The following is a 19417-nucleotide window of genomic DNA, read 5'->3' as shown; positions in this document are numbered from 1 at the left end:
CAAGGCCGCCGAGAGGCGGCCCCGAGAAATTCCTTTTCCTATACTAAAACCATATGAATCGAACGGAACCGATCAGCGATGGACTGAGAGGACCGGACGGGCTCGAAGCCCAACATATTTGGACGGAGAGTTCGATCCTGGCTCAGGATGAACGCTGGCGGCGCGCCTAACACATGCAAGTCGAACGGCACCCCTCTCCGGAGGGAAGCGAGTGGCGAACGGCTGAGTAACACGTGGAGAACCTGCCCCCTCCCCCGGGATAGCCGCCCGAAAGGACGGGTAATACCGGATACCCCGGGGTGCCGCATGGCACCCCGGCTAAAGCCCCGACGGGAGGGGATGGCTCCGCGGCCCATCAGGTAGACGGCGGGGTGACGGCCCACCGTGCCGACAACGGGTAGCCGGGTTGAGAGACCGACCGGCCAGATTGGGACTGAGACACGGCCCAGACTCCTACGGGAGGCAGCAGTGGGGAATCTTGCGCAATGGGGGGAACCCTGACGCAGCGACGCCGCGTGCGGGACGGAGGCCTTCGGGTCGTAAACCGCTTTCAGCAGGGAAGAGTCAAGACTGTACCTGCAGAAGAAGCCCCGGCTAACTACGTGCCAGCAGCCGCGGTAATACGTAGGGGGCGAGCGTTATCCGGATTCATTGGGCGTAAAGCGCGCGTAGGCGGCCCGGCAGGCCGGGGGTCGAAGCGGGGGGCTCAACCCCCCGAAGCCCCCGGAACCTCCGCGGCTTGGGTCCGGTAGGGGAGGGTGGAACACCCGGTGTAGCGGTGGAATGCGCAGATATCGGGTGGAACACCGGTGGCGAAGGCGGCCCTCTGGGCCGAGACCGACGCTGAGGCGCGAAAGCTGGGGGAGCGAACAGGATTAGATACCCTGGTAGTCCCAGCCGTAAACGATGGACGCTAGGTGTGGGGGGACGATCCCCCCGTGCCGCAGCCAACGCATTAAGCGTCCCGCCTGGGGAGTACGGCCGCAAGGCTAAAACTCAAAGGAATTGACGGGGGCCCGCACAAGCAGCGGAGCATGTGGCTTAATTCGAAGCAACGCGAAGAACCTTACCAGGGCTTGACATATGGGTGAAGCGGGGGAGACCCCGTGGCCGAGAGGAGCCCATACAGGTGGTGCATGGCTGTCGTCAGCTCGTGTCGTGAGATGTTGGGTTAAGTCCCGCAACGAGCGCAACCCCCGCCGCGTGTTGCCATCGGGTGATGCCGGGAACCCACGCGGGACCGCCGCCGTCAAGGCGGAGGAGGGCGGGGACGACGTCAAGTCATCATGCCCCTTATGCCCTGGGCTGCACACGTGCTACAATGGCCGGTACAGAGGGATGCCACCCCGCGAGGGGGAGCGGATCCCGGAAAGCCGGCCCCAGTTCGGATTGGGGGCTGCAACCCGCCCCCATGAAGTCGGAGTTGCTAGTAATCGCGGATCAGCATGCCGCGGTGAATGCGTTCCCGGGCCTTGTACACACCGCCCGTCACACCACCCGAGTCGTCTGCACCCGAAGTCGCCGGCCCAACCGCAAGGGGGGAGGCGCCGAAGGTGTGGAGGGTGAGGGGGGTGAAGTCGTAACAAGGTAGCCGTACCGGAAGGTGCGGCTGGATCACCTCCTTTCTAGGGAGATAAATCTTCTAGAGAGACAAACTTTAACTCGAATAGAGGGCAGGAGCCCGTCCGGTAGATGTCCGCCACGGATACGTCCCCGCAGCACCCGGTCCCCGGGGTCGCACCCGCGTACCTTGAGAGCCGCATAGCGATAGGAGAGAGATGGAAGAGTATCCTCTTCCAGACTCGATTCTTTTCTGCGATTTAAAGACAGAATGATAGCAATCATTCATCCGATCCAAACAAGAAGAATTCACTTATATATGAGTGAGGAGCATCTGATCGCGAGCACAGTCAACTACTGTGCCGCGGTATGAGATACCCGAATTGCGACATACGAGCGCTATTCATGATATCGATTAATTAACTTAATTAGCGACACGTGGATATCCCGCGGGCCCGATGCGGTCCCGCAAGATACCACGGGCGCACGGCGGATGCCTTGGCACAGGGAGCCGATGAAGGACGCGGCAAGCTGCGATAATCCCCGGCGAGGAGCACACATCCTTCGACCCGGGGGTCTCCGAATGGGCGAACCCATGCACAGCAGTGTGCATATCCCCACCCCGAACACATAGGGGCGGGGAGGACAACCCGGGGAACTGAAACATCTAAGTACCCGGAGGAGAGGAAATCAATCTCGAGACTCCCCGAGTAGCGGCGAGCGAAAGGGGACCGATGGCCAAACCGTCGAGCGGGCATACCCGGCAGGGGTTCCGCCGACGGGGTTGCAGGGCCGCGCATCCGGGGGCTGCCGCCCCCGGGCGCAGGTCCGGCTGGGGAGCGGAACGGCATGGGAGGGCCGGCCGCAGCGGGTGACAGCCCCGTACGCGAACCCAGACCGGACGGCGCGACGCGGTCCCTGAGTAGGGCCGGGCACGTGAAACCCGGTCCGAACCTGGGTGGACCACCATCCAAGCCTGAGTACTACCCTGTGACCGATAGCGCACCAGTACCGTGAGGGAAAGGTGAAAAGCACCCCGGGAGGGGAGTGAAACAGTACCTGAAACCGTGCGCCCACGAGCAGTCGGAGCACCTTTATGGTGTGACGGCGTGCCTTTTGTAGAATGAGCCAGCGAGTCGCTGGCGCGGGGCGAGGTTAACCGAAAGGGAGCCGAAGCGAAAGCGAGCCTTAACAGGGCGACTTGAGTCCCGCGCCGCGGACGCGAAGCCGGGTGAGCTATCCGTGGGCAGGCTGAAGCGGGGGTAAGACCCCGTGGAGGGCCGAACGCACGTCGGTTGAAAACGGCGGCGATGACCTGCGGATAGGGGTGAAAGGCCAATCAAACCCGGAGATATCTCGTTCTCCCCGAAATAGCTTTAGGGCTAGCGTCGCGCGTTCACCGCCGGAGGTAGAGCACCGGATGGACGAGGGGGCTTCGCCGCCTACCGAATCCAACCGAACTCCGAATGCCGGCGGCCCAGAGCGCGGCAGTCAGAGCATGTGGGCTAAGCTGTGTGCTCGAGAGGGAAACAGCCCGGACCGCCCGCTAAGGTCCCCAAGTTCCAGCCGAGTGGCAAAGGATGTGCGTCCGCCCAGACAACCAGGATGTTGGCTTAGAAGCAGCCATCCATTCAAAGAGTGCGTAACAGCTCACTGGTCGAGTGGACATGCGCCGACAATACACGGGGCTAAGCTGGACACCGAAGCGGCGGGATTTTAATTCATTAGAATCGGTAGGGGAGCTTCCCATGGGCGGAGAAGCCGGAGGGCGACCGACGGTGGAGCGCATGGGAGTGAGAATGCTGGCATGAGTAGCGAGAGACGAGAGAGTAACTCGTCCGCCGTGAACCCGAGGTTTCCTGGGCAAGGCTAATCCTCCCAGGGTCAGTCGGGGGCTAAGGCGAGGCCGGTAGGCGTAGCCGACGCGCAGCAGGCAGACATTCCTGCACCGCGCACGCGGCGCTACGACCGACGGGGCGACGGATGGGGGTGGCTCGGCGGGGTTCTGGACGTCCCCGTGATGGAGCGCGGCCCGCGGACCAGGGAAATCCGGTCCGCAGAAGGGCGAGGCTCCGGACGAAGCGACTGAGCGAAGCGAGTGAGCCCGAGGTCCCTAGAAAAACCCCTAGGCAGGCGCGTGCGCGCCCGTACCGCAAACCGACACAGGTGGGTGGGTAGAACATACCGAGGCGATCGGGTCAACCATGGTCAAGGAACTCGGCACAATGGCCCCGTAACTTCGGGAGAAGGGGTGCCCGCGCGTACGTGAACGGACTTGCTCCGGGAGCGGAGGCGGGCCGCAGTGGAGAGGCCCAAGCGACTGTTTACCAAAAACACAGGACTCTGCAGAAGCCGCAAGGCGACGTATAGGGTCTGACGCCTGCCCGGTGCCGGAAGGTCACGCGGAGGAGTTAGCCGATTCGGCGAAGCCCCGAAGCCAAGCCCCGGTAAACGGCGGCCGTAACTATAACGGTCCTAAGGTAGCGAAATTCCTTGTCGGGTAAGTTCCGACCTGCACGAAAGGCGCAACGACTTGGGCGCTGTCTCGACCATGGACCCGGTGAAATTGCACTGGTCGTGAAGATGCGACTTACCCGCGGAAGGACGGAAAGACCCCGTGAACCTTCACTGCAGCTTGGCATTGGCCGCTGGTCCCGCGTGTAGAGGATAGGCAGGAGGCACAGATCCGGAGGCGCCAGCCCCCGGGGAGCCGCCCTTGGAATACTGCCCTCGCGCGACCGGCGTCCTAACCCGAGGCCGTCAACCGGCTCGGGGACCGTGCCAGGCGGGCAGTTTGACTGGGGCGGTCGCCTCCTAAAGGGTAACGGAGGCGCGCGAAGGTCCGCTCGGGACGGTCGGCAACCGTCCTTTTGAATGCAAGAGTACAAGCGGGCTTGACTGCGAGGCCCACAAGCCGAGCAGGTGCGAAAGCAGGCTCTAGTGATCCGGCGGCCCCGAGTGGGTGGGCCGTCGCTCAACGGATAAAAGGTACTCCGGGGATAACAGGCTGATCTTGCCCAAGAGTCCACATCGACGGCAAGGTTTGGCACCTCGATGTCGGCTCATCGCATCCTGGGGCTGGAGCAGGTCCCAAGGGTACGGCTGTTCGCCGTTTAAAGCGGTACGCGAGCTGGGTTCAGAACGTCGTGAGACAGTTCGGTCCCTATCCTCCGTGGGCGCAGGAGAATCGATGGAGGCTGCCCCCAGTACGAGAGGACCGGGGTGGACGCACCTCCGGTGAACCGGTTGTCGACCAACGGCACGGCCGGGTAGCCGCGTGCGGCGCGGATAACCGCTGAAGGCATCTAAGCGGGAAGCCGTTCCAGGGATTAGTTCTCCTTCCGGTAAGGGCCCAGGTAGACTACCTGGTCGATAGACGGCAGGTGCAAGGGCGGCGACGTCCTCAGCCGAGCCGCACTAATCGCCCGAGCTCTTCCGGAACCGCACCTCGCGGCCCGCGGGACCCAGCGCTCATGCGCGGTCCGGGCACGAGGATGCCCCCGAGTCAGACCTTTCCTATGCGCCATGCGGCCCCCAGGGCACGTGAGAGAGACACCCGGACACCGTAACGGTGGGCGCCGCCCACCGGTCAGCGGCCAGAGCATGGGGGGCACGCCCGGTCCCGTTCCGAACCCGGAAGCTAAGCCCCATCGCGCCGAGAGTACTGCGGGGTCAGCCCGTGGGAGGCCAGGGCGCCGCTGACCGGTGGACGGCACCGAGCCGTACGCTTGAACTGAGAAGGGGGAGGCCTCGCGGCCTCCCCCTTTTTGCGTTAAAGGCGGCATTCACTAAGCAATTAAATCAATCCAATCATCCACCGCTGAATATAGACGTTCACCGTTCTTTGGTCGGTTCTTTGTTCTCAATGGACTAATATTTGCTTTAGCGCACTGCTGCGCTTGTCCTGTTTTACACGGGTCGTTTTATTGATTGTGACGGAAGGACTCACATGGCAGATGTTCATGAGCTGCTTGATACTTGGATTGCCAATGTCAAGGACGAGGAGCTCCTCGCTGAGCTTAACACGATGAAGGAGCAGGGTGATGAGGACGCCATTACCGACGCTTTCTTCCAGGATCTCGCCTTCGGTACTGCCGGCCTTCGCGGCACTATCGGTGCGGGCACTAACCGTATGAATATCTATACGGTCGGTCGTGCGACCCAGGGATTTGCTGACTACCTCAATGCGACCTTCGAGCATCCGACGGTCGCCATCGCTCGTGATAGCCGCAATAAAGGTGAGCTGTTCGTCAAGACGACGGCTGCCATTCTTGCAGCAAACGGCGTGACTGCCCTCGTGTATCCCAAGATTTCTCCTGTGCCGACGCTCTCCTGGGCCGTCCGCGACCTTAAGTGCTCTGGTGGCATTTGCATGACCGCTAGTCATAATCCGGCGCCTTATAACGGCTATAAGGCCTATGGCCCCGACGGCTGCCAGATTACTAGCGAGGCCGCCGATGCAATTTCTAAGGCTATCGCCGAGACCGATACGTTCACCGGCGTGAAGTCCATGGACTTCGATGAGGCTCTTGAGCAGGGTCTGGTCAAATGGATCGACGACTCGTGCCTCGAGCGTTATTACGACGCCGTTCTCGCCCGCGGCGTGACTAACCTTTCTACCGAGGAGATCGCTGGCGCTCCGCTTAAGCTCGTCTACACTCCGCTCAACGGCACCGGCCTCATTCCCGTCACGACGGTGCTCGAGCGCGCTGGCATCACCGATGTCACGGTTGTTCCCGAGCAGAAGGAGCCTAACGGCGATTTCCCGACCTGCCCGTATCCTAACCCCGAGATCCGTCAGGCCATGCAGAAGGGCATCGATCTCTGCGAGCAGGTTCACCCTGATTTGCTGCTTGCAACCGATCCCGACGCCGACCGTGTTGGCGTTGCCGTTAAGAATGGCGATGACTATCTGCTGCTGACCGGCAATGAGATGGGCGTTCTGCTGCTCGACTATATCTGCAAGACCCGTGCTGCCCGCGGTGAGGACCTTACTAAGAAGGTTGCCGTTACTACTATCGTTTCTTCTGCCATGGTTGACGCTCTGGCCGACGAGTACGGTTTTGAGCTCCGCCGCTGCCTGACGGGCTTCAAGTACATCGGCGACATCATTACTTCTCTTTCCGATGCTGGCGAGGTCGATCGCTTTATCTTCGGTTTTGAGGAGAGCTACGGCTATCTGGCCGGCGACCACGTGCGCGACAAGGACGCCGTCAGCACTTCGCTTCTGATTTGCCAGATGGCGCAGTATTATAAGCTCCAGGGCAAGAACCTTGCCGATGCGATGCACGAGTTGTACGAGAAGTATGGCTACTATCACAACAAGACGATTTCGCTAAGCTATCCGGGCGCTGAGGGTGCGGCAAAGATGGCCGGCATCATGGCTGGTCTGCGCGAGAACCCGCCCGCGGAGCTCGCCGGTTCCAAGATTGAGGCCGTCGTGGATTACAACACCTGCGTGAACGGCCTGCCGAAGGCTAACGTAATTGAGTTCGATCTTGAGGGCGGCAACAAGGGTATTGTTCGTCCTTCCGGCACCGAGCCCAAGATTAAGCTGTACATCTTCGCTAAGGGCGCGGATGCCGCCGAGGCAGATGCAGCACTTGACGCGATTGAGGAGTCCGGTCGCAAGCTGCTGGCCTAAGGCTTTGAAAGCCTATTTCTATAGATAAACAGAGGAGGGGATCTCGGAAACGAGGTCCCCTCTTTATTACTGGCAAATACAGCTGAGAATCCCAAACTGTGTAGGAAATGTGTACGACCAGATTCCCGCCCACGGCGCCCCTCCGGTCTGGCAATATATCTCCTTGCCGCGCGGCCCGGTGGAACCGGATGAGCCGCAAAGCGTGCACCTTGAGAACCGGATACTGCGAGGATGGACACATCGAGTGTCGCATCCGGGCAGACATCGAACCATTTGAAATGGTCTAACTTGGATTTGTTTTTCGCAAGGCCGCCGAGAGGCGGCCCCGAGAAATTCCTTTTCCTATACTAAAACCATATGAATCGAACGGAACCGATCAGCGATGGACTGAGAGGACCGGACGGGCTCGAAGCCCAACATATTTGGACGGAGAGTTCGATCCTGGCTCAGGATGAACGCTGGCGGCGCGCCTAACACATGCAAGTCGAACGGCACCCCTCTCCGGAGGGAAGCGAGTGGCGAACGGCTGAGTAACACGTGGAGAACCTGCCCCCTCCCCCGGGATAGCCGCCCGAAAGGACGGGTAATACCGGATACCCCGGGGTGCCGCATGGCACCCCGGCTAAAGCCCCGACGGGAGGGGATGGCTCCGCGGCCCATCAGGTAGACGGCGGGGTGACGGCCCACCGTGCCGACAACGGGTAGCCGGGTTGAGAGACCGACCGGCCAGATTGGGACTGAGACACGGCCCAGACTCCTACGGGAGGCAGCAGTGGGGAATCTTGCGCAATGGGGGGAACCCTGACGCAGCGACGCCGCGTGCGGGACGGAGGCCTTCGGGTCGTAAACCGCTTTCAGCAGGGAAGAGTCAAGACTGTACCTGCAGAAGAAGCCCCGGCTAACTACGTGCCAGCAGCCGCGGTAATACGTAGGGGGCGAGCGTTATCCGGATTCATTGGGCGTAAAGCGCGCGTAGGCGGCCCGGCAGGCCGGGGGTCGAAGCGGGGGGCTCAACCCCCCGAAGCCCCCGGAACCTCCGCGGCTTGGGTCCGGTAGGGGAGGGTGGAACACCCGGTGTAGCGGTGGAATGCGCAGATATCGGGTGGAACACCGGTGGCGAAGGCGGCCCTCTGGGCCGAGACCGACGCTGAGGCGCGAAAGCTGGGGGAGCGAACAGGATTAGATACCCTGGTAGTCCCAGCCGTAAACGATGGACGCTAGGTGTGGGGGGACGATCCCCCCGTGCCGCAGCCAACGCATTAAGCGTCCCGCCTGGGGAGTACGGCCGCAAGGCTAAAACTCAAAGGAATTGACGGGGGCCCGCACAAGCAGCGGAGCATGTGGCTTAATTCGAAGCAACGCGAAGAACCTTACCAGGGCTTGACATATGGGTGAAGCGGGGGAGACCCCGTGGCCGAGAGGAGCCCATACAGGTGGTGCATGGCTGTCGTCAGCTCGTGTCGTGAGATGTTGGGTTAAGTCCCGCAACGAGCGCAACCCCCGCCGCGTGTTGCCATCGGGTGATGCCGGGAACCCACGCGGGACCGCCGCCGTCAAGGCGGAGGAGGGCGGGGACGACGTCAAGTCATCATGCCCCTTATGCCCTGGGCTGCACACGTGCTACAATGGCCGGTACAGAGGGATGCCACCCCGCGAGGGGGAGCGGATCCCGGAAAGCCGGCCCCAGTTCGGATTGGGGGCTGCAACCCGCCCCCATGAAGTCGGAGTTGCTAGTAATCGCGGATCAGCATGCCGCGGTGAATGCGTTCCCGGGCCTTGTACACACCGCCCGTCACACCACCCGAGTCGTCTGCACCCGAAGTCGCCGGCCCAACCGCAAGGGGGGAGGCGCCGAAGGTGTGGAGGGTGAGGGGGGTGAAGTCGTAACAAGGTAGCCGTACCGGAAGGTGCGGCTGGATCACCTCCTTTCTAGGGAGATTAATTCTTAGAGAGACAAACTTTAACTCGAATAGAGGGCAGGAGCCCGTCCGGTAGATGTCCCGCCACGGATGATTCCCCGCAGCACCCGGTCCCCGGGGTCGCACCCGCGTACCTTGAGAGCCGCATAGCGATAGGAGAGAGATGGAAGATCATTCTTCCAGACTCGATTCTTTTCTGCGATTTATCAGACAGAATGATAGCAATCATTCATCCGATCCAAACAAGAAGAATTCACTTATAAATGAGTGAGGAGCATCTGATCGCGAGCACAGTGAAGACTGTGCCGCGGTATGAGATACCCGAATTGCGACATACGAGCGCTATTCATGATATCGATTAATTTAACTTAATTAGCGACACGTGGATATCCCGCGGGCCCGATGCGGTCCCGCAAGATACCACGGGCGCACGGCGGATGCCTTGGCACAGGGAGCCGATGAAGGACGCGGCAAGCTGCGATAATCCCCGGCGAGGAGCACACATCCTTCGACCCGGGGGTCTCCGAATGGGCGAACCCATGCACAGCAGTGTGCATATCCCCACCCCGAACACATAGGGGCGGGGAGGACAACCCGGGGAACTGAAACATCTAAGTACCCGGAGGAGAGGAAATCAATCTCGAGACTCCCCGAGTAGCGGCGAGCGAAAGGGGACCGATGGCCAAACCGTCGAGCGGGCATACCCGGCAGGGGTTCCGCCGACGGGGTTGCAGGGCCGCGCATCCGGGGGCTGCCGCCCCCGGGCGCAGGTCCGGCTGGGGAGCGGAACGGCATGGGAGGGCCGGCCGCAGCGGGTGACAGCCCCGTACGCGAACCCAGACCGGACGGCGCGACGCGGTCCCTGAGTAGGGCCGGGCACGTGAAACCCGGTCCGAACCTGGGTGGACCACCATCCAAGCCTGAGTACTACCCTGTGACCGATAGCGCACCAGTACCGTGAGGGAAAGGTGAAAAGCACCCCGGGAGGGGAGTGAAACAGTACCTGAAACCGTGCGCCCACGAGCAGTCGGAGCACCTTTATGGTGTGACGGCGTGCCTTTTGTAGAATGAGCCAGCGAGTCGCTGGCGCGGGGCGAGGTTAACCGAAAGGGAGCCGAAGCGAAAGCGAGCCTTAACAGGGCGACTTGAGTCCCGCGCCGCGGACGCGAAGCCGGGTGAGCTATCCGTGGGCAGGCTGAAGCGGGGGTAAGACCCCGTGGAGGGCCGAACGCACGTCGGTTGAAAACGGCGGCGATGACCTGCGGATAGGGGTGAAAGGCCAATCAAACCCGGAGATATCTCGTTCTCCCCGAAATAGCTTTAGGGCTAGCGTCGCGCGTTCACCGCCGGAGGTAGAGCACCGGATGGACGAGGGGGCTTCGCCGCCTACCGAATCCAACCGAACTCCGAATGCCGGCGGCCCAGAGCGCGGCAGTCAGAGCATGTGGGCTAAGCTGTGTGCTCGAGAGGGAAACAGCCCGGACCGCCCGCTAAGGTCCCCAAGTTCCAGCCGAGTGGCAAAGGATGTGCGTCCGCCCAGACAACCAGGATGTTGGCTTAGAAGCAGCCATCCATTCAAAGAGTGCGTAACAGCTCACTGGTCGAGTGGACATGCGCCGACAATACACGGGGCTAAGCTGGACACCGAAGCGGCGGGATTTTAATTCATTAGAATCGGTAGGGGAGCTTCCCATGGGCGGAGAAGCCGGAGGGCGACCGACGGTGGAGCGCATGGGAGTGAGAATGCTGGCATGAGTAGCGAGAGACGAGAGAGTAACTCGTCCGCCGTGAACCCGAGGTTTCCTGGGCAAGGCTAATCCTCCCAGGGTCAGTCGGGGGCTAAGGCGAGGCCGGTAGGCGTAGCCGACGCGCAGCAGGCAGACATTCCTGCACCGCGCACGCGGCGCTACGACCGACGGGGCGACGGATGGGGGTGGCTCGGCGGGGTTCTGGACGTCCCCGTGATGGAGCGCGGCCCGCGGACCAGGGAAATCCGGTCCGCAGAAGGGCGAGGCTCCGGACGAAGCGACTGAGCGAAGCGAGTGAGCCCGAGGTCCCTAGAAAAACCCCTAGGCAGGCGCGTGCGCGCCCGTACCGCAAACCGACACAGGTGGGTGGGTAGAACATACCGAGGCGATCGGGTCAACCATGGTCAAGGAACTCGGCACAATGGCCCCGTAACTTCGGGAGAAGGGGTGCCCGCGCGTACGTGAACGGACTTGCTCCGGGAGCGGAGGCGGGCCGCAGTGGAGAGGCCCAAGCGACTGTTTACCAAAAACACAGGACTCTGCAGAAGCCGCAAGGCGACGTATAGGGTCTGACGCCTGCCCGGTGCCGGAAGGTCACGCGGAGGAGTTAGCCGATTCGGCGAAGCCCCGAAGCCAAGCCCCGGTAAACGGCGGCCGTAACTATAACGGTCCTAAGGTAGCGAAATTCCTTGTCGGGTAAGTTCCGACCTGCACGAAAGGCGCAACGACTTGGGCGCTGTCTCGACCATGGACCCGGTGAAATTGCACTGGTCGTGAAGATGCGACTTACCCGCGGAAGGACGGAAAGACCCCGTGAACCTTCACTGCAGCTTGGCATTGGCCGCTGGTCCCGCGTGTAGAGGATAGGCAGGAGGCACAGATCCGGAGGCGCCAGCCCCCGGGGAGCCGCCCTTGGAATACTGCCCTCGCGCGACCGGCGTCCTAACCCGAGGCCGTCAACCGGCTCGGGGACCGTGCCAGGCGGGCAGTTTGACTGGGGCGGTCGCCTCCTAAAGGGTAACGGAGGCGCGCGAAGGTCCGCTCGGGACGGTCGGCAACCGTCCTTTTGAATGCAAGAGTACAAGCGGGCTTGACTGCGAGGCCCACAAGCCGAGCAGGTGCGAAAGCAGGCTCTAGTGATCCGGCGGCCCCGAGTGGGTGGGCCGTCGCTCAACGGATAAAAGGTACTCCGGGGATAACAGGCTGATCTTGCCCAAGAGTCCACATCGACGGCAAGGTTTGGCACCTCGATGTCGGCTCATCGCATCCTGGGGCTGGAGCAGGTCCCAAGGGTACGGCTGTTCGCCGTTTAAAGCGGTACGCGAGCTGGGTTCAGAACGTCGTGAGACAGTTCGGTCCCTATCCTCCGTGGGCGCAGGAGAATCGATGGAGGCTGCCCCCAGTACGAGAGGACCGGGGTGGACGCACCTCCGGTGAACCGGTTGTCGACCAACGGCACGGCCGGGTAGCCGCGTGCGGCGCGGATAACCGCTGAAGGCATCTAAGCGGGAAGCCGTTCCAGGGATTAGTTCTCCTTCCGGTAAGGGCCCAGGTAGACTACCTGGTCGATAGACGGCAGGTGCAAGGGCGGCGACGTCCTCAGCCGAGCCGCACTAATCGCCCGAGCTCTTCCGGAACCGCACCTCGCGGCCCGCGGGACCCAGCGCTCATGCGCGGTCCGGGCACGAGGATGCCCCCGAGTCAGACCTTTCCTATACGCCATGCGGCCCCCAGGGCACGTGAGAGAGACACCCGGACACCGTAACGGTGGGCGCCGCCCACCGGTCAGCGGCCAGAGCATGGGGGGCACGCCCGGTCCCGTTCCGAACCCGGAAGCTAAGCCCCATCGCGCCGAGAGTACTGCGGGGTCAGCCCGTGGGAGGCCAGGGCGCCGCTGACCGGTGGACGGCACCGAGCCGTACGCTTGAACTGAGAAGGGGGAGGCCTCGCGGCCTCCCCCTTTTTGCGTTTACGGGGCGTAAATGACTCAATTACACGAGACGATCTTATCGTTTTTGGTATTGAGCCCTTATTTAAAGAAGATAAATCGAATAACAAGGGCAACTGCTATGGCCACAATGATCAAAAGCAGGATTGTCAGTCGATGCTGCTTGCGTCGTTTACTTGATGAAACGAAGATTGATTTTCCCTGTTTTGGCGTTTCGAGATAGCGAGCCGAATGCGTCAAGGTTTGCTTGGGTCGTGGACCTCTTTGTTGATGAGCGGCGGATGCTTTCAGTGGCTCCTCACTAGCTGTGCTGTTTTTAGATAATGGTGCGTCTTTCAGATATACAGGGTCTCCCGAGGCGACGCCCATATGTTTACGTCCCGTTTGGGCATCCTCGAGCGTTTGATATCGATTTCTCGTCACATATTCGGGCTCCGGATCATTAATGGGCTCTTGCGAGATGTGGGGGCGATGGAACCGTGGCGGCTGCGTAGAAGTATCTTCGCCCTGCGTCGGCATAAACATATTGTTCTGGTTTTGGTCGTCCATGATGCCCTTTAGCTCGTTACCAACAACGTGTACGCGCTCATTGTAAGCCCCCTGTTATTTGTAGCTGCGAACATACTTGTTATTTAAGCTCTGGTTCAAAGAACCTTAACCTTATTAAAACCTGAGTCATACACACTTAGATATGCTTATAGTACTGGACTCAAAAAACTTTATAGTCGATGTATATATAAGCACTGTGTGGGCATATATAAGAGCGTCAAAAGAAGTCCCAGTCACCTAGAAGATGGCTCGGCAGTCCTAAAAGGAGTGGTAAACATGGCAAGCATGGTTCCTTATCGTTCGGTTTTTGGCGTTCGTCCTTCTGCTAGCTCGTTGTTCGATCTGTTTGATGATATGACCGACCTTGCAAACAACTCGATTGCTTCCAAGGCGTTCCCCGTTGACGTTGAGGATAAGGGCGATGGCTATGAGGTCAAGGCTTATCTGACCGGCGTCGCCAAGGACGATATCGATGTCGAGCTTAACGAGGGCCGTCTGTCCATTAGCGTGAATGTCGAGGAAGACGAGGAGAACGAGGGCAAGAACTTCCTGCAGAAGGAGTTCAGCTCGTACAGCGCGACGCGTGGCGTGTATCTTAAGGACGCTTCGAGCGAGGGCCTCTCGGCTAAGTACGCTGACGGCATCCTGACCGTTACGGTTCCCAAGATCGTCGAGAAGAAGAACGTTACGAAGATCTCCATCGAATAACTTCGTTGGTGTTCTTCGCTATTAAAAGACAACAAAAGGGGCTGGGAAGCGATTCCCGGCCCCTTTTGCTGTTTAGGACAGTCTATTGAATGGTTGCTGGCCGATACTGGCTTGCGGGGCGTATCGAGAGTTTTCGCGATCCTTGGAGAAGGGTGGCGGAGCTGCCGAGCTCGTCATCCAGGGTTGCGGCTAGAGCTTTGGCATAGCTTTTGACGGTAAGGCTCGGACGATTGTTGTCTTGGCTGATATGCATGGCAATGAGCTGTTCGGTGCGATCGGTAACAAGTTCGCGCGCGGCTTCGGCGGCTTGGTCGTTGGAGAGGTGTCCCCTTGCAGACAGGATGCGCTTCTGAAGAAAGCGGGGATATTCTCCCTCGCGCAGCATAGTCACATCGTGGTTGCTTTCGAGCGCGAGGACTCGACAATCTTTGAGGGTGTTCATGGCTTGGCTCGATAGCTCTCCGGTGTCGGTGGCAATGCCGATGGAATCATCGAGGGCATCGAATCGATAGCCGACTGGATTGATGACATCGTGTGATGTTGAGTAGGTTTGCACGTGGATGCCGGTAATGGATAGGGTGTCACCGGGATCGAATTCCTCGACAGGCAGATGCGAAAGATTTTCTTTGCTCGAAAGTGTGCCCCTGCTGGCAAAGAGGGGGCCGTGCCAGTGCTTGCACCAGACATCGAGACCCTTGATGTGATCGCTATGCTCATGAGTAATGAGAAGAGCCGAGACGTTGTCTGCCGAGAGCCCCAGTTCTGCCATGCGCTTTAATGTCTCGCGGCGAGAAAGACCGTCGTCAATCATGATGAGCCCCCGGGGGCCTTCGATGAGCGCGCAGTTGCCTTTTGAGCCGCTGCCAAGGATATGAAGGTGCAGACGAGACATAAGATTCCAAAGGATACAATGGGTGCGAACGAATAGAGGAGGAAGCAAATGCCAACGGTATCTCAGCATTATGGACACCATGCTGCATCGTGGGCTGATGATAAAGCTCTGGCAACGCGGCAGACGGCTGCCCCCGTGGTGCTCATGGTATCAGGTGGTGCGGACTCGACGGCACTGCTTCTTATGGCGTGCACATCAAAGTTGGATATTCAGGATGGGCGTGGTGTAGCTCCCATCGCGCGCGAGCGACTGCACGTGCTGCATGTAAACCATCATCTGCGCGGCAAGGCGTCCGATGGCGACGAGGCCTTTGTGCGTGAGCTCTGCGCGCAATATGGTTTACCGCTGTGTGTGGAGCACGCTTATTTTGATGGGGAGTCGGGCAATATTGAGGCCGCGGCCCGCGAGGTGCGCTATGCCGCGGCGCGGAGGTATGTTCGCGAACTCTGCGCCCAGACGGGGGCACCGCGAACGGCGGCTCGTATCTGCACCGCGCACACGTCTTCGGATCGCGCGGAAACGTTTTTGATGAACGCGATTAAGGGTTCGGGGCCCGCTGGTCTATCGAGCATTCCTCGCCGGAGGAATATCGTGGTGCGTCCCTTGCTCGACCTAACTCATGGCGAGCTTGTGGGCTATCTACAGGTACATGGTCAGCCGTGGCGTGAAGACGAGAGCAATGAGGATATCTCGTATCTGCGAAACTACGTGCGCCATCGGGTAATGCCAGTGGTGGCACAGCGTAATGCGAGCGTGTGCAAGACGATTGGCGCCGCCTGTGAGATCTTGGGTGACGAAGACGCGTTTCTATCCCAGCTGTCGGCGCAGGCGTTTCGAAGCTGCCTGCGCAAGGAGGCGGCGGGCGCGCTAGTGCTCGATGCCAGACGCCTTGCTGCGGCCGAGGTGGTAATCGCGCGGCGCATCGTGCGACTGGCGATTAAGCGCATCGATCCGGACGCTCGTCCAGAGATGCGACATGTGGAGCGAGTCCTTTCCTGCGTTGCCGAGGGCGCCGGCTCGGTCACGCTTCCGGCGGGGATTGACGCACGCATTGAGTTTGGCATGCTGGCGTTTAAGGCGCCGGCGGCTCGCGAGGGCCTGGTCGCGGACTGGGTTACCGTACCCGGTCGTTTGCCGTTGGGCGGGGGACGTATGCTGGTCACAGAACCGATGGCCGTTGAGCCGGGATGCGATATCGTGCGTCGCGCCCGTGAGCTTGCGGCTGCCGGGGAAGTGACAGCTTTGGTAGACGCGGCTGCCCTGGGTTTTGCCGACAGCGATAGTGAGCGGATCCTGGCGGGCTCGCGTGGCAAGATCCCTGTCGAGGCGCGATTGGCGCGCCTGTGGGTGGACGGTCCCGCACCGGGAGACGTGATGTGCCCGTTAGGGATGAGTGGCCGAAGCAAGAAAGTATCCGACTTGCTAGGCGAGGCTCGCATTCCCGTTTCCGAGCGCGCCGGCGTGCCCATGGTGAGGACGGCGCCGGGAGGTGCCGTGGTGTGGGTCGCCGGAGTTCGCGCGGACGAGCGTTTTAAGTGCACGGCCGCAACGCGCGTGGCATATCTGCTTCGTGTGGTCGATGCGGAATAGCGTCCTACGCCAGCTATTCTGTGCGGCGTTGACGGTATTCCCGCGCTGATGGTGCGCGGGCTGGAAAATATACCCCGTGCGCTGCTAGAATGTGTAGTTCGCGTCCATACGGCGGTGTGTGGGCGATTAAGCACAAGAAAGGGTTGTCATGGCTTCTCAACATCCGGATATCGAGAAGGTTCTGTTTACGCAGGAGGATATCGACGGCATCGTTTCTCGCCTGGGCGAGGAGATCACTCGCGACTACGCGGGTAAGGATCTGGTGCTGATCGCGGTTCTGCGCGGTGCCGTTGTCTTTATGGGCGACCTGATGCGCAAGATTGAGCTACCGACCAACATCGATTTCATGGCTGTTTCGAGCTATGGCGACGGTGTGAAGTCTTCGGGCATCGTGCGTATCATTAAGGATCTGGATATCGACATCCGTGGTCGCGACGTGCTGATCGTCGAGGACATTCTGGACTCGGGCCTGACCCTCAAGTACCTGATGAAGAACCTCGAGAGCCGCAAGCCCGCTTCGCTGGAGGTCGCTGCCTTCCTGTGGAAGGACGTTGAGGACCGCACCTCGGCCATCACGCCCAAGTATGTTGGAACCCATTGCCCCGATGCCTTTGTGGTGGGCTACGGCCTCGACTATGCCGAGCGCTATCGTAACCTTCCGTATCTGGGCATTTTGAAACCGGAGGTTTATTCGTAAGATGCCCGACGACCATAACGATAACAATTCCCAGACTCCCCGGGAGCCTAAGATCCCGGGGATGCCCGGAGGCAAGAAGCCCACGCGTACGGGCTGGCTGTATTTTCTTTTGGCTTGCGCGCTTCTGGGCTATGCCTTCTTTAATATGGGTTCCGGCTTTGCCAGCTCCAGCAATACCGTTAAGCTCGCGACGAGCGAGATGGTCAGCGCCATCAAGCAGGATTGCGTCGAAGATCTGACCTATACGGTTCAAGACGGAAGCGTGACGGGTCATTACTGGAAGACAAAAAAGGACAAGGGCGATACGAGCGAGCTCAAGAGCTTCTCTTCGACCTATGTCGGCTCCGATTCGCTTGCCGAGCTCATGGCGGAGCACCCCGATACCAAGTACATCGTCAACACCAGCGATCCCGATTTTTGGGGCGACTTGGCGATGAGTGTGCTTCCGACGATCGCCCTTATCGCCATCATGTTCTACTTTATGCGCCAGATGATGGGCGCCAACAACAGGAACATGCAGTTTGGCAAGACCAACGCCAAGACCAACGAGGCCACACGCCCCAAGGTCAAGTTTGAAGACGTTGCCGGAGTGGACGAGGCAGTCGAGGAGCTCGAGGAGATCCGTGACTTTTTGAGCGATCCGGATCGCTATCGCAAGCTGGGCGCCAAGATCCCGCGTGGCGTGTTGCTGGTTGGCCCTCCGGGCACCGGTAAAACGCTGCTGGCCAAGGCCGTTGCCGGCGAGGCGGGCGTGCCGTTCTTTAGCATCTCGGGTTCCGACTTTGTCGAGATGTTCGTAGGTGTCGGCGCCAGCCGTGTGCGTGACCTCTTTAAGGAGGCCAAGTCCCAGGCCCCGTCGATCATCTTCATCGATGAGATCGATGCCGTGGGACGTCAGCGCGGAGCTGGCTTGGGCGGCGGTCACGACGAGCGCGAGCAGACGCTCAACCAGCTGCTGGTCGAGATGGACGGCTTTGAGGAAAGCGAGTCGGTCATCCTGATCGCCGCCACCAACCGCCCCGACATTCTGGATCCGGCGCTGCTGCGTCCCGGTCGTTTTGACCGTCAGGTTACGGTCGACCGTCCGGATGTGAAGGGCCGCGAGCAGATCTTGCGCGTGCATGCCGAGAACAAGCCGATGGACGAGGACGTTAAGTTTGAGAAGCTCGCCCAGATGACCGTTGGCTTCACTGGTGCCGATCTGGCAAATCTGCTCAACGAGTCTGCGCTGTTGGCTGCCCGCCGCCATCGTTCCGTGATCTCGATGGACGAGGTCGAGGAATCGATGGAGCGCGTGATTGCCGGACCGCAGCGCAAGGGTCGCGTGATGACCGAGGCCGAGCGCACCACGATTGCCTACCACGAGAGCGGTCACGCCCTGGTGGGTCACATCCTGGAGCACTCCGATCCGGTCCACAAGATCTCGATCGTCAGCCGCGGCCAGGCGCTGGGCTACACGCTGCAGCTTCCGCAGGAGGACCACTTCCTCAAGACCAAGAACGAGATGCTCGACGAGCTCGCCGTGTTTTTGGGCGGTCGCGTTGCCGAGGAGCTCATGTGCGATGACATCACGTCGGGCGCGAGCAACGATCTGGAGCGCGCAACCAAGATGGCGCGCGAGATGGTCACGCGCCTGGGCATGAGCGAGGAGCTGGGCACGCAAGTGTTTGGCGAGGCGCAACATCAGGTGTTCCTTGGTCGCGATTACGCCGATCACCAGGATTACTCCGAGGAGACGGCGCGCCGCATCGATATCGAGGTCCAGCGCATTATGCGTGAGGCCCATCGTCGTGCGGTCGAGATTCTGGACGCCCGTCGCGATCAGCTCGATCTGATGGCGAAGGTGCTGCTTGAGCGCGAGACCGTCGAGGGCGACGCCGTGAACGCCCTGCTCGACAACGAGTGGAATGCCTACCTTGAGCGCGAGGGCGATATCCTGGCGGCCAAGGAGGAGCGCAATGCCAAGGCGGCCGGCATGCCGACCAAGAAGCGCGTGCCTCGAATGAGCGAGGAGGAGCTGGCGGCTGATGCCGCGGCCTTTGCGCAGGCGGCCATGCAGGAGGATGCCGAAGCCGCATCCGATGATGCTGACGATGACCATGCCGTCGTCGATGCCGACACCGACGCCGACAAATAGTCTCTGTGGCGAAAGCCTCCGCGGG

7 protein-coding genes and 6 rRNA genes are annotated in these 19417 nt (G+C 60.7%); 11 read left to right on the top strand and 2 right to left on the bottom strand.

Annotation, left to right across the window (positions count from 1 at the left end; translation table 11 throughout):
• The first annotated feature begins 119 nt into the window (after positions 1-119).
• From LCQ44_RS03100 to rrf (LCQ44_RS03070), 7 genes are all read left to right on the top strand, one after another.
• A 16S ribosomal RNA gene (locus LCQ44_RS03100) occupies positions 120-1625 on the top strand.
• A gap of 401 nt (positions 1626-2026) precedes the next feature.
• Positions 2027-5001 (top strand): 23S ribosomal RNA (locus LCQ44_RS03095).
• Between the two features lie 147 nt (positions 5002-5148).
• Positions 5149-5264, top strand: a 5S ribosomal RNA gene (rrf, locus tag LCQ44_RS03090).
• Together the 16S, 23S and 5S rRNA genes form the textbook arrangement of a ribosomal RNA operon.
• A 245-nt stretch (positions 5265-5509) precedes the next feature.
• Positions 5510-7204, top strand: coding sequence for a phospho-sugar mutase (locus LCQ44_RS03085; RefSeq protein WP_225094043.1), 1695 nt, complete (start codon positions 5510-5512; stop codon positions 7202-7204).
• 423 nt (positions 7205-7627) lie between these two features.
• Positions 7628-9133, top strand: a 16S ribosomal RNA gene (locus LCQ44_RS03080).
• 400 nt (positions 9134-9533) lie between these two features.
• A 23S ribosomal RNA gene (locus LCQ44_RS03075) occupies positions 9534-12508 on the top strand.
• Between the two features lie 147 nt (positions 12509-12655).
• A 5S ribosomal RNA gene (gene rrf / locus LCQ44_RS03070) occupies positions 12656-12771 on the top strand.
• A gap of 129 nt (positions 12772-12900) precedes the next feature.
• Here the strand turns inward: rrf (LCQ44_RS03070) and LCQ44_RS03065 are convergent.
• Positions 12901-13368 carry a hypothetical protein gene (locus LCQ44_RS03065; RefSeq protein ID WP_195622357.1) on the bottom strand — a complete coding sequence of 156 codons (468 nt, stop codon included), beginning with the start codon at positions 13366-13368 and terminating at the stop codon, positions 12901-12903.
• Positions 13369-13644: 276 nt separating this feature from the next.
• On the opposite strand from LCQ44_RS03065, the gene LCQ44_RS03060 reads away from it, so the two are divergent.
• The gene (locus LCQ44_RS03060) at positions 13645-14076 is read left to right on the top strand and encodes an Hsp20/alpha crystallin family protein (RefSeq protein WP_195240017.1); all 432 of its coding nucleotides are present in this window, start codon (positions 13645-13647) and stop codon (positions 14074-14076) included.
• An 82-nt stretch (positions 14077-14158) separates the two neighbouring features.
• On the opposite strand, the gene LCQ44_RS03055 is transcribed toward LCQ44_RS03060, so the two are convergent.
• Positions 14159-14968: an MBL fold metallo-hydrolase gene (locus LCQ44_RS03055; RefSeq protein ID WP_225094042.1), complete on the bottom strand. Its 810-nt coding sequence runs from the start codon at positions 14966-14968 to the stop codon at positions 14159-14161.
• A 48-nt stretch (positions 14969-15016) separates the two neighbouring features.
• Between LCQ44_RS03055 and tilS the strand changes: the two genes are divergently transcribed.
• From tilS to ftsH, 3 genes are all read left to right on the top strand, one after another.
• On the top strand, positions 15017-16558 hold the full coding sequence (tilS, locus tag LCQ44_RS03050) for a tRNA lysidine(34) synthetase TilS (protein WP_196022818.1): 1542 nt from the start codon (positions 15017-15019) through the stop codon (positions 16556-16558).
• A gap of 148 nt (positions 16559-16706) precedes the next feature.
• Positions 16707-17255 (top strand): hypoxanthine phosphoribosyltransferase, encoded by a 549-nt coding sequence (gene hpt / locus LCQ44_RS03045; RefSeq protein WP_006235600.1) that lies wholly within the window; start codon positions 16707-16709, stop codon positions 17253-17255.
• Between the two features lie 61 nt (positions 17256-17316).
• Complete coding sequence (gene ftsH, locus LCQ44_RS03040; protein WP_225094041.1) at positions 17317-19392, top strand: ATP-dependent zinc metalloprotease FtsH; 2076 nt, start codon at positions 17317-17319, stop codon at positions 19390-19392.
• The last annotated feature ends 25 nt before the right edge of the window (positions 19393-19417 follow it).

Origin of the sequence: Collinsella aerofaciens (assembly GCF_020181355.1) — a bacterium.
Lineage (GTDB): Bacteria > Actinomycetota > Coriobacteriia > Coriobacteriales > Coriobacteriaceae > Collinsella.
The sequence above is the reverse complement of the archived record's forward strand: the minus strand, read 5'-3'. Positions and strand labels throughout refer to the sequence as shown.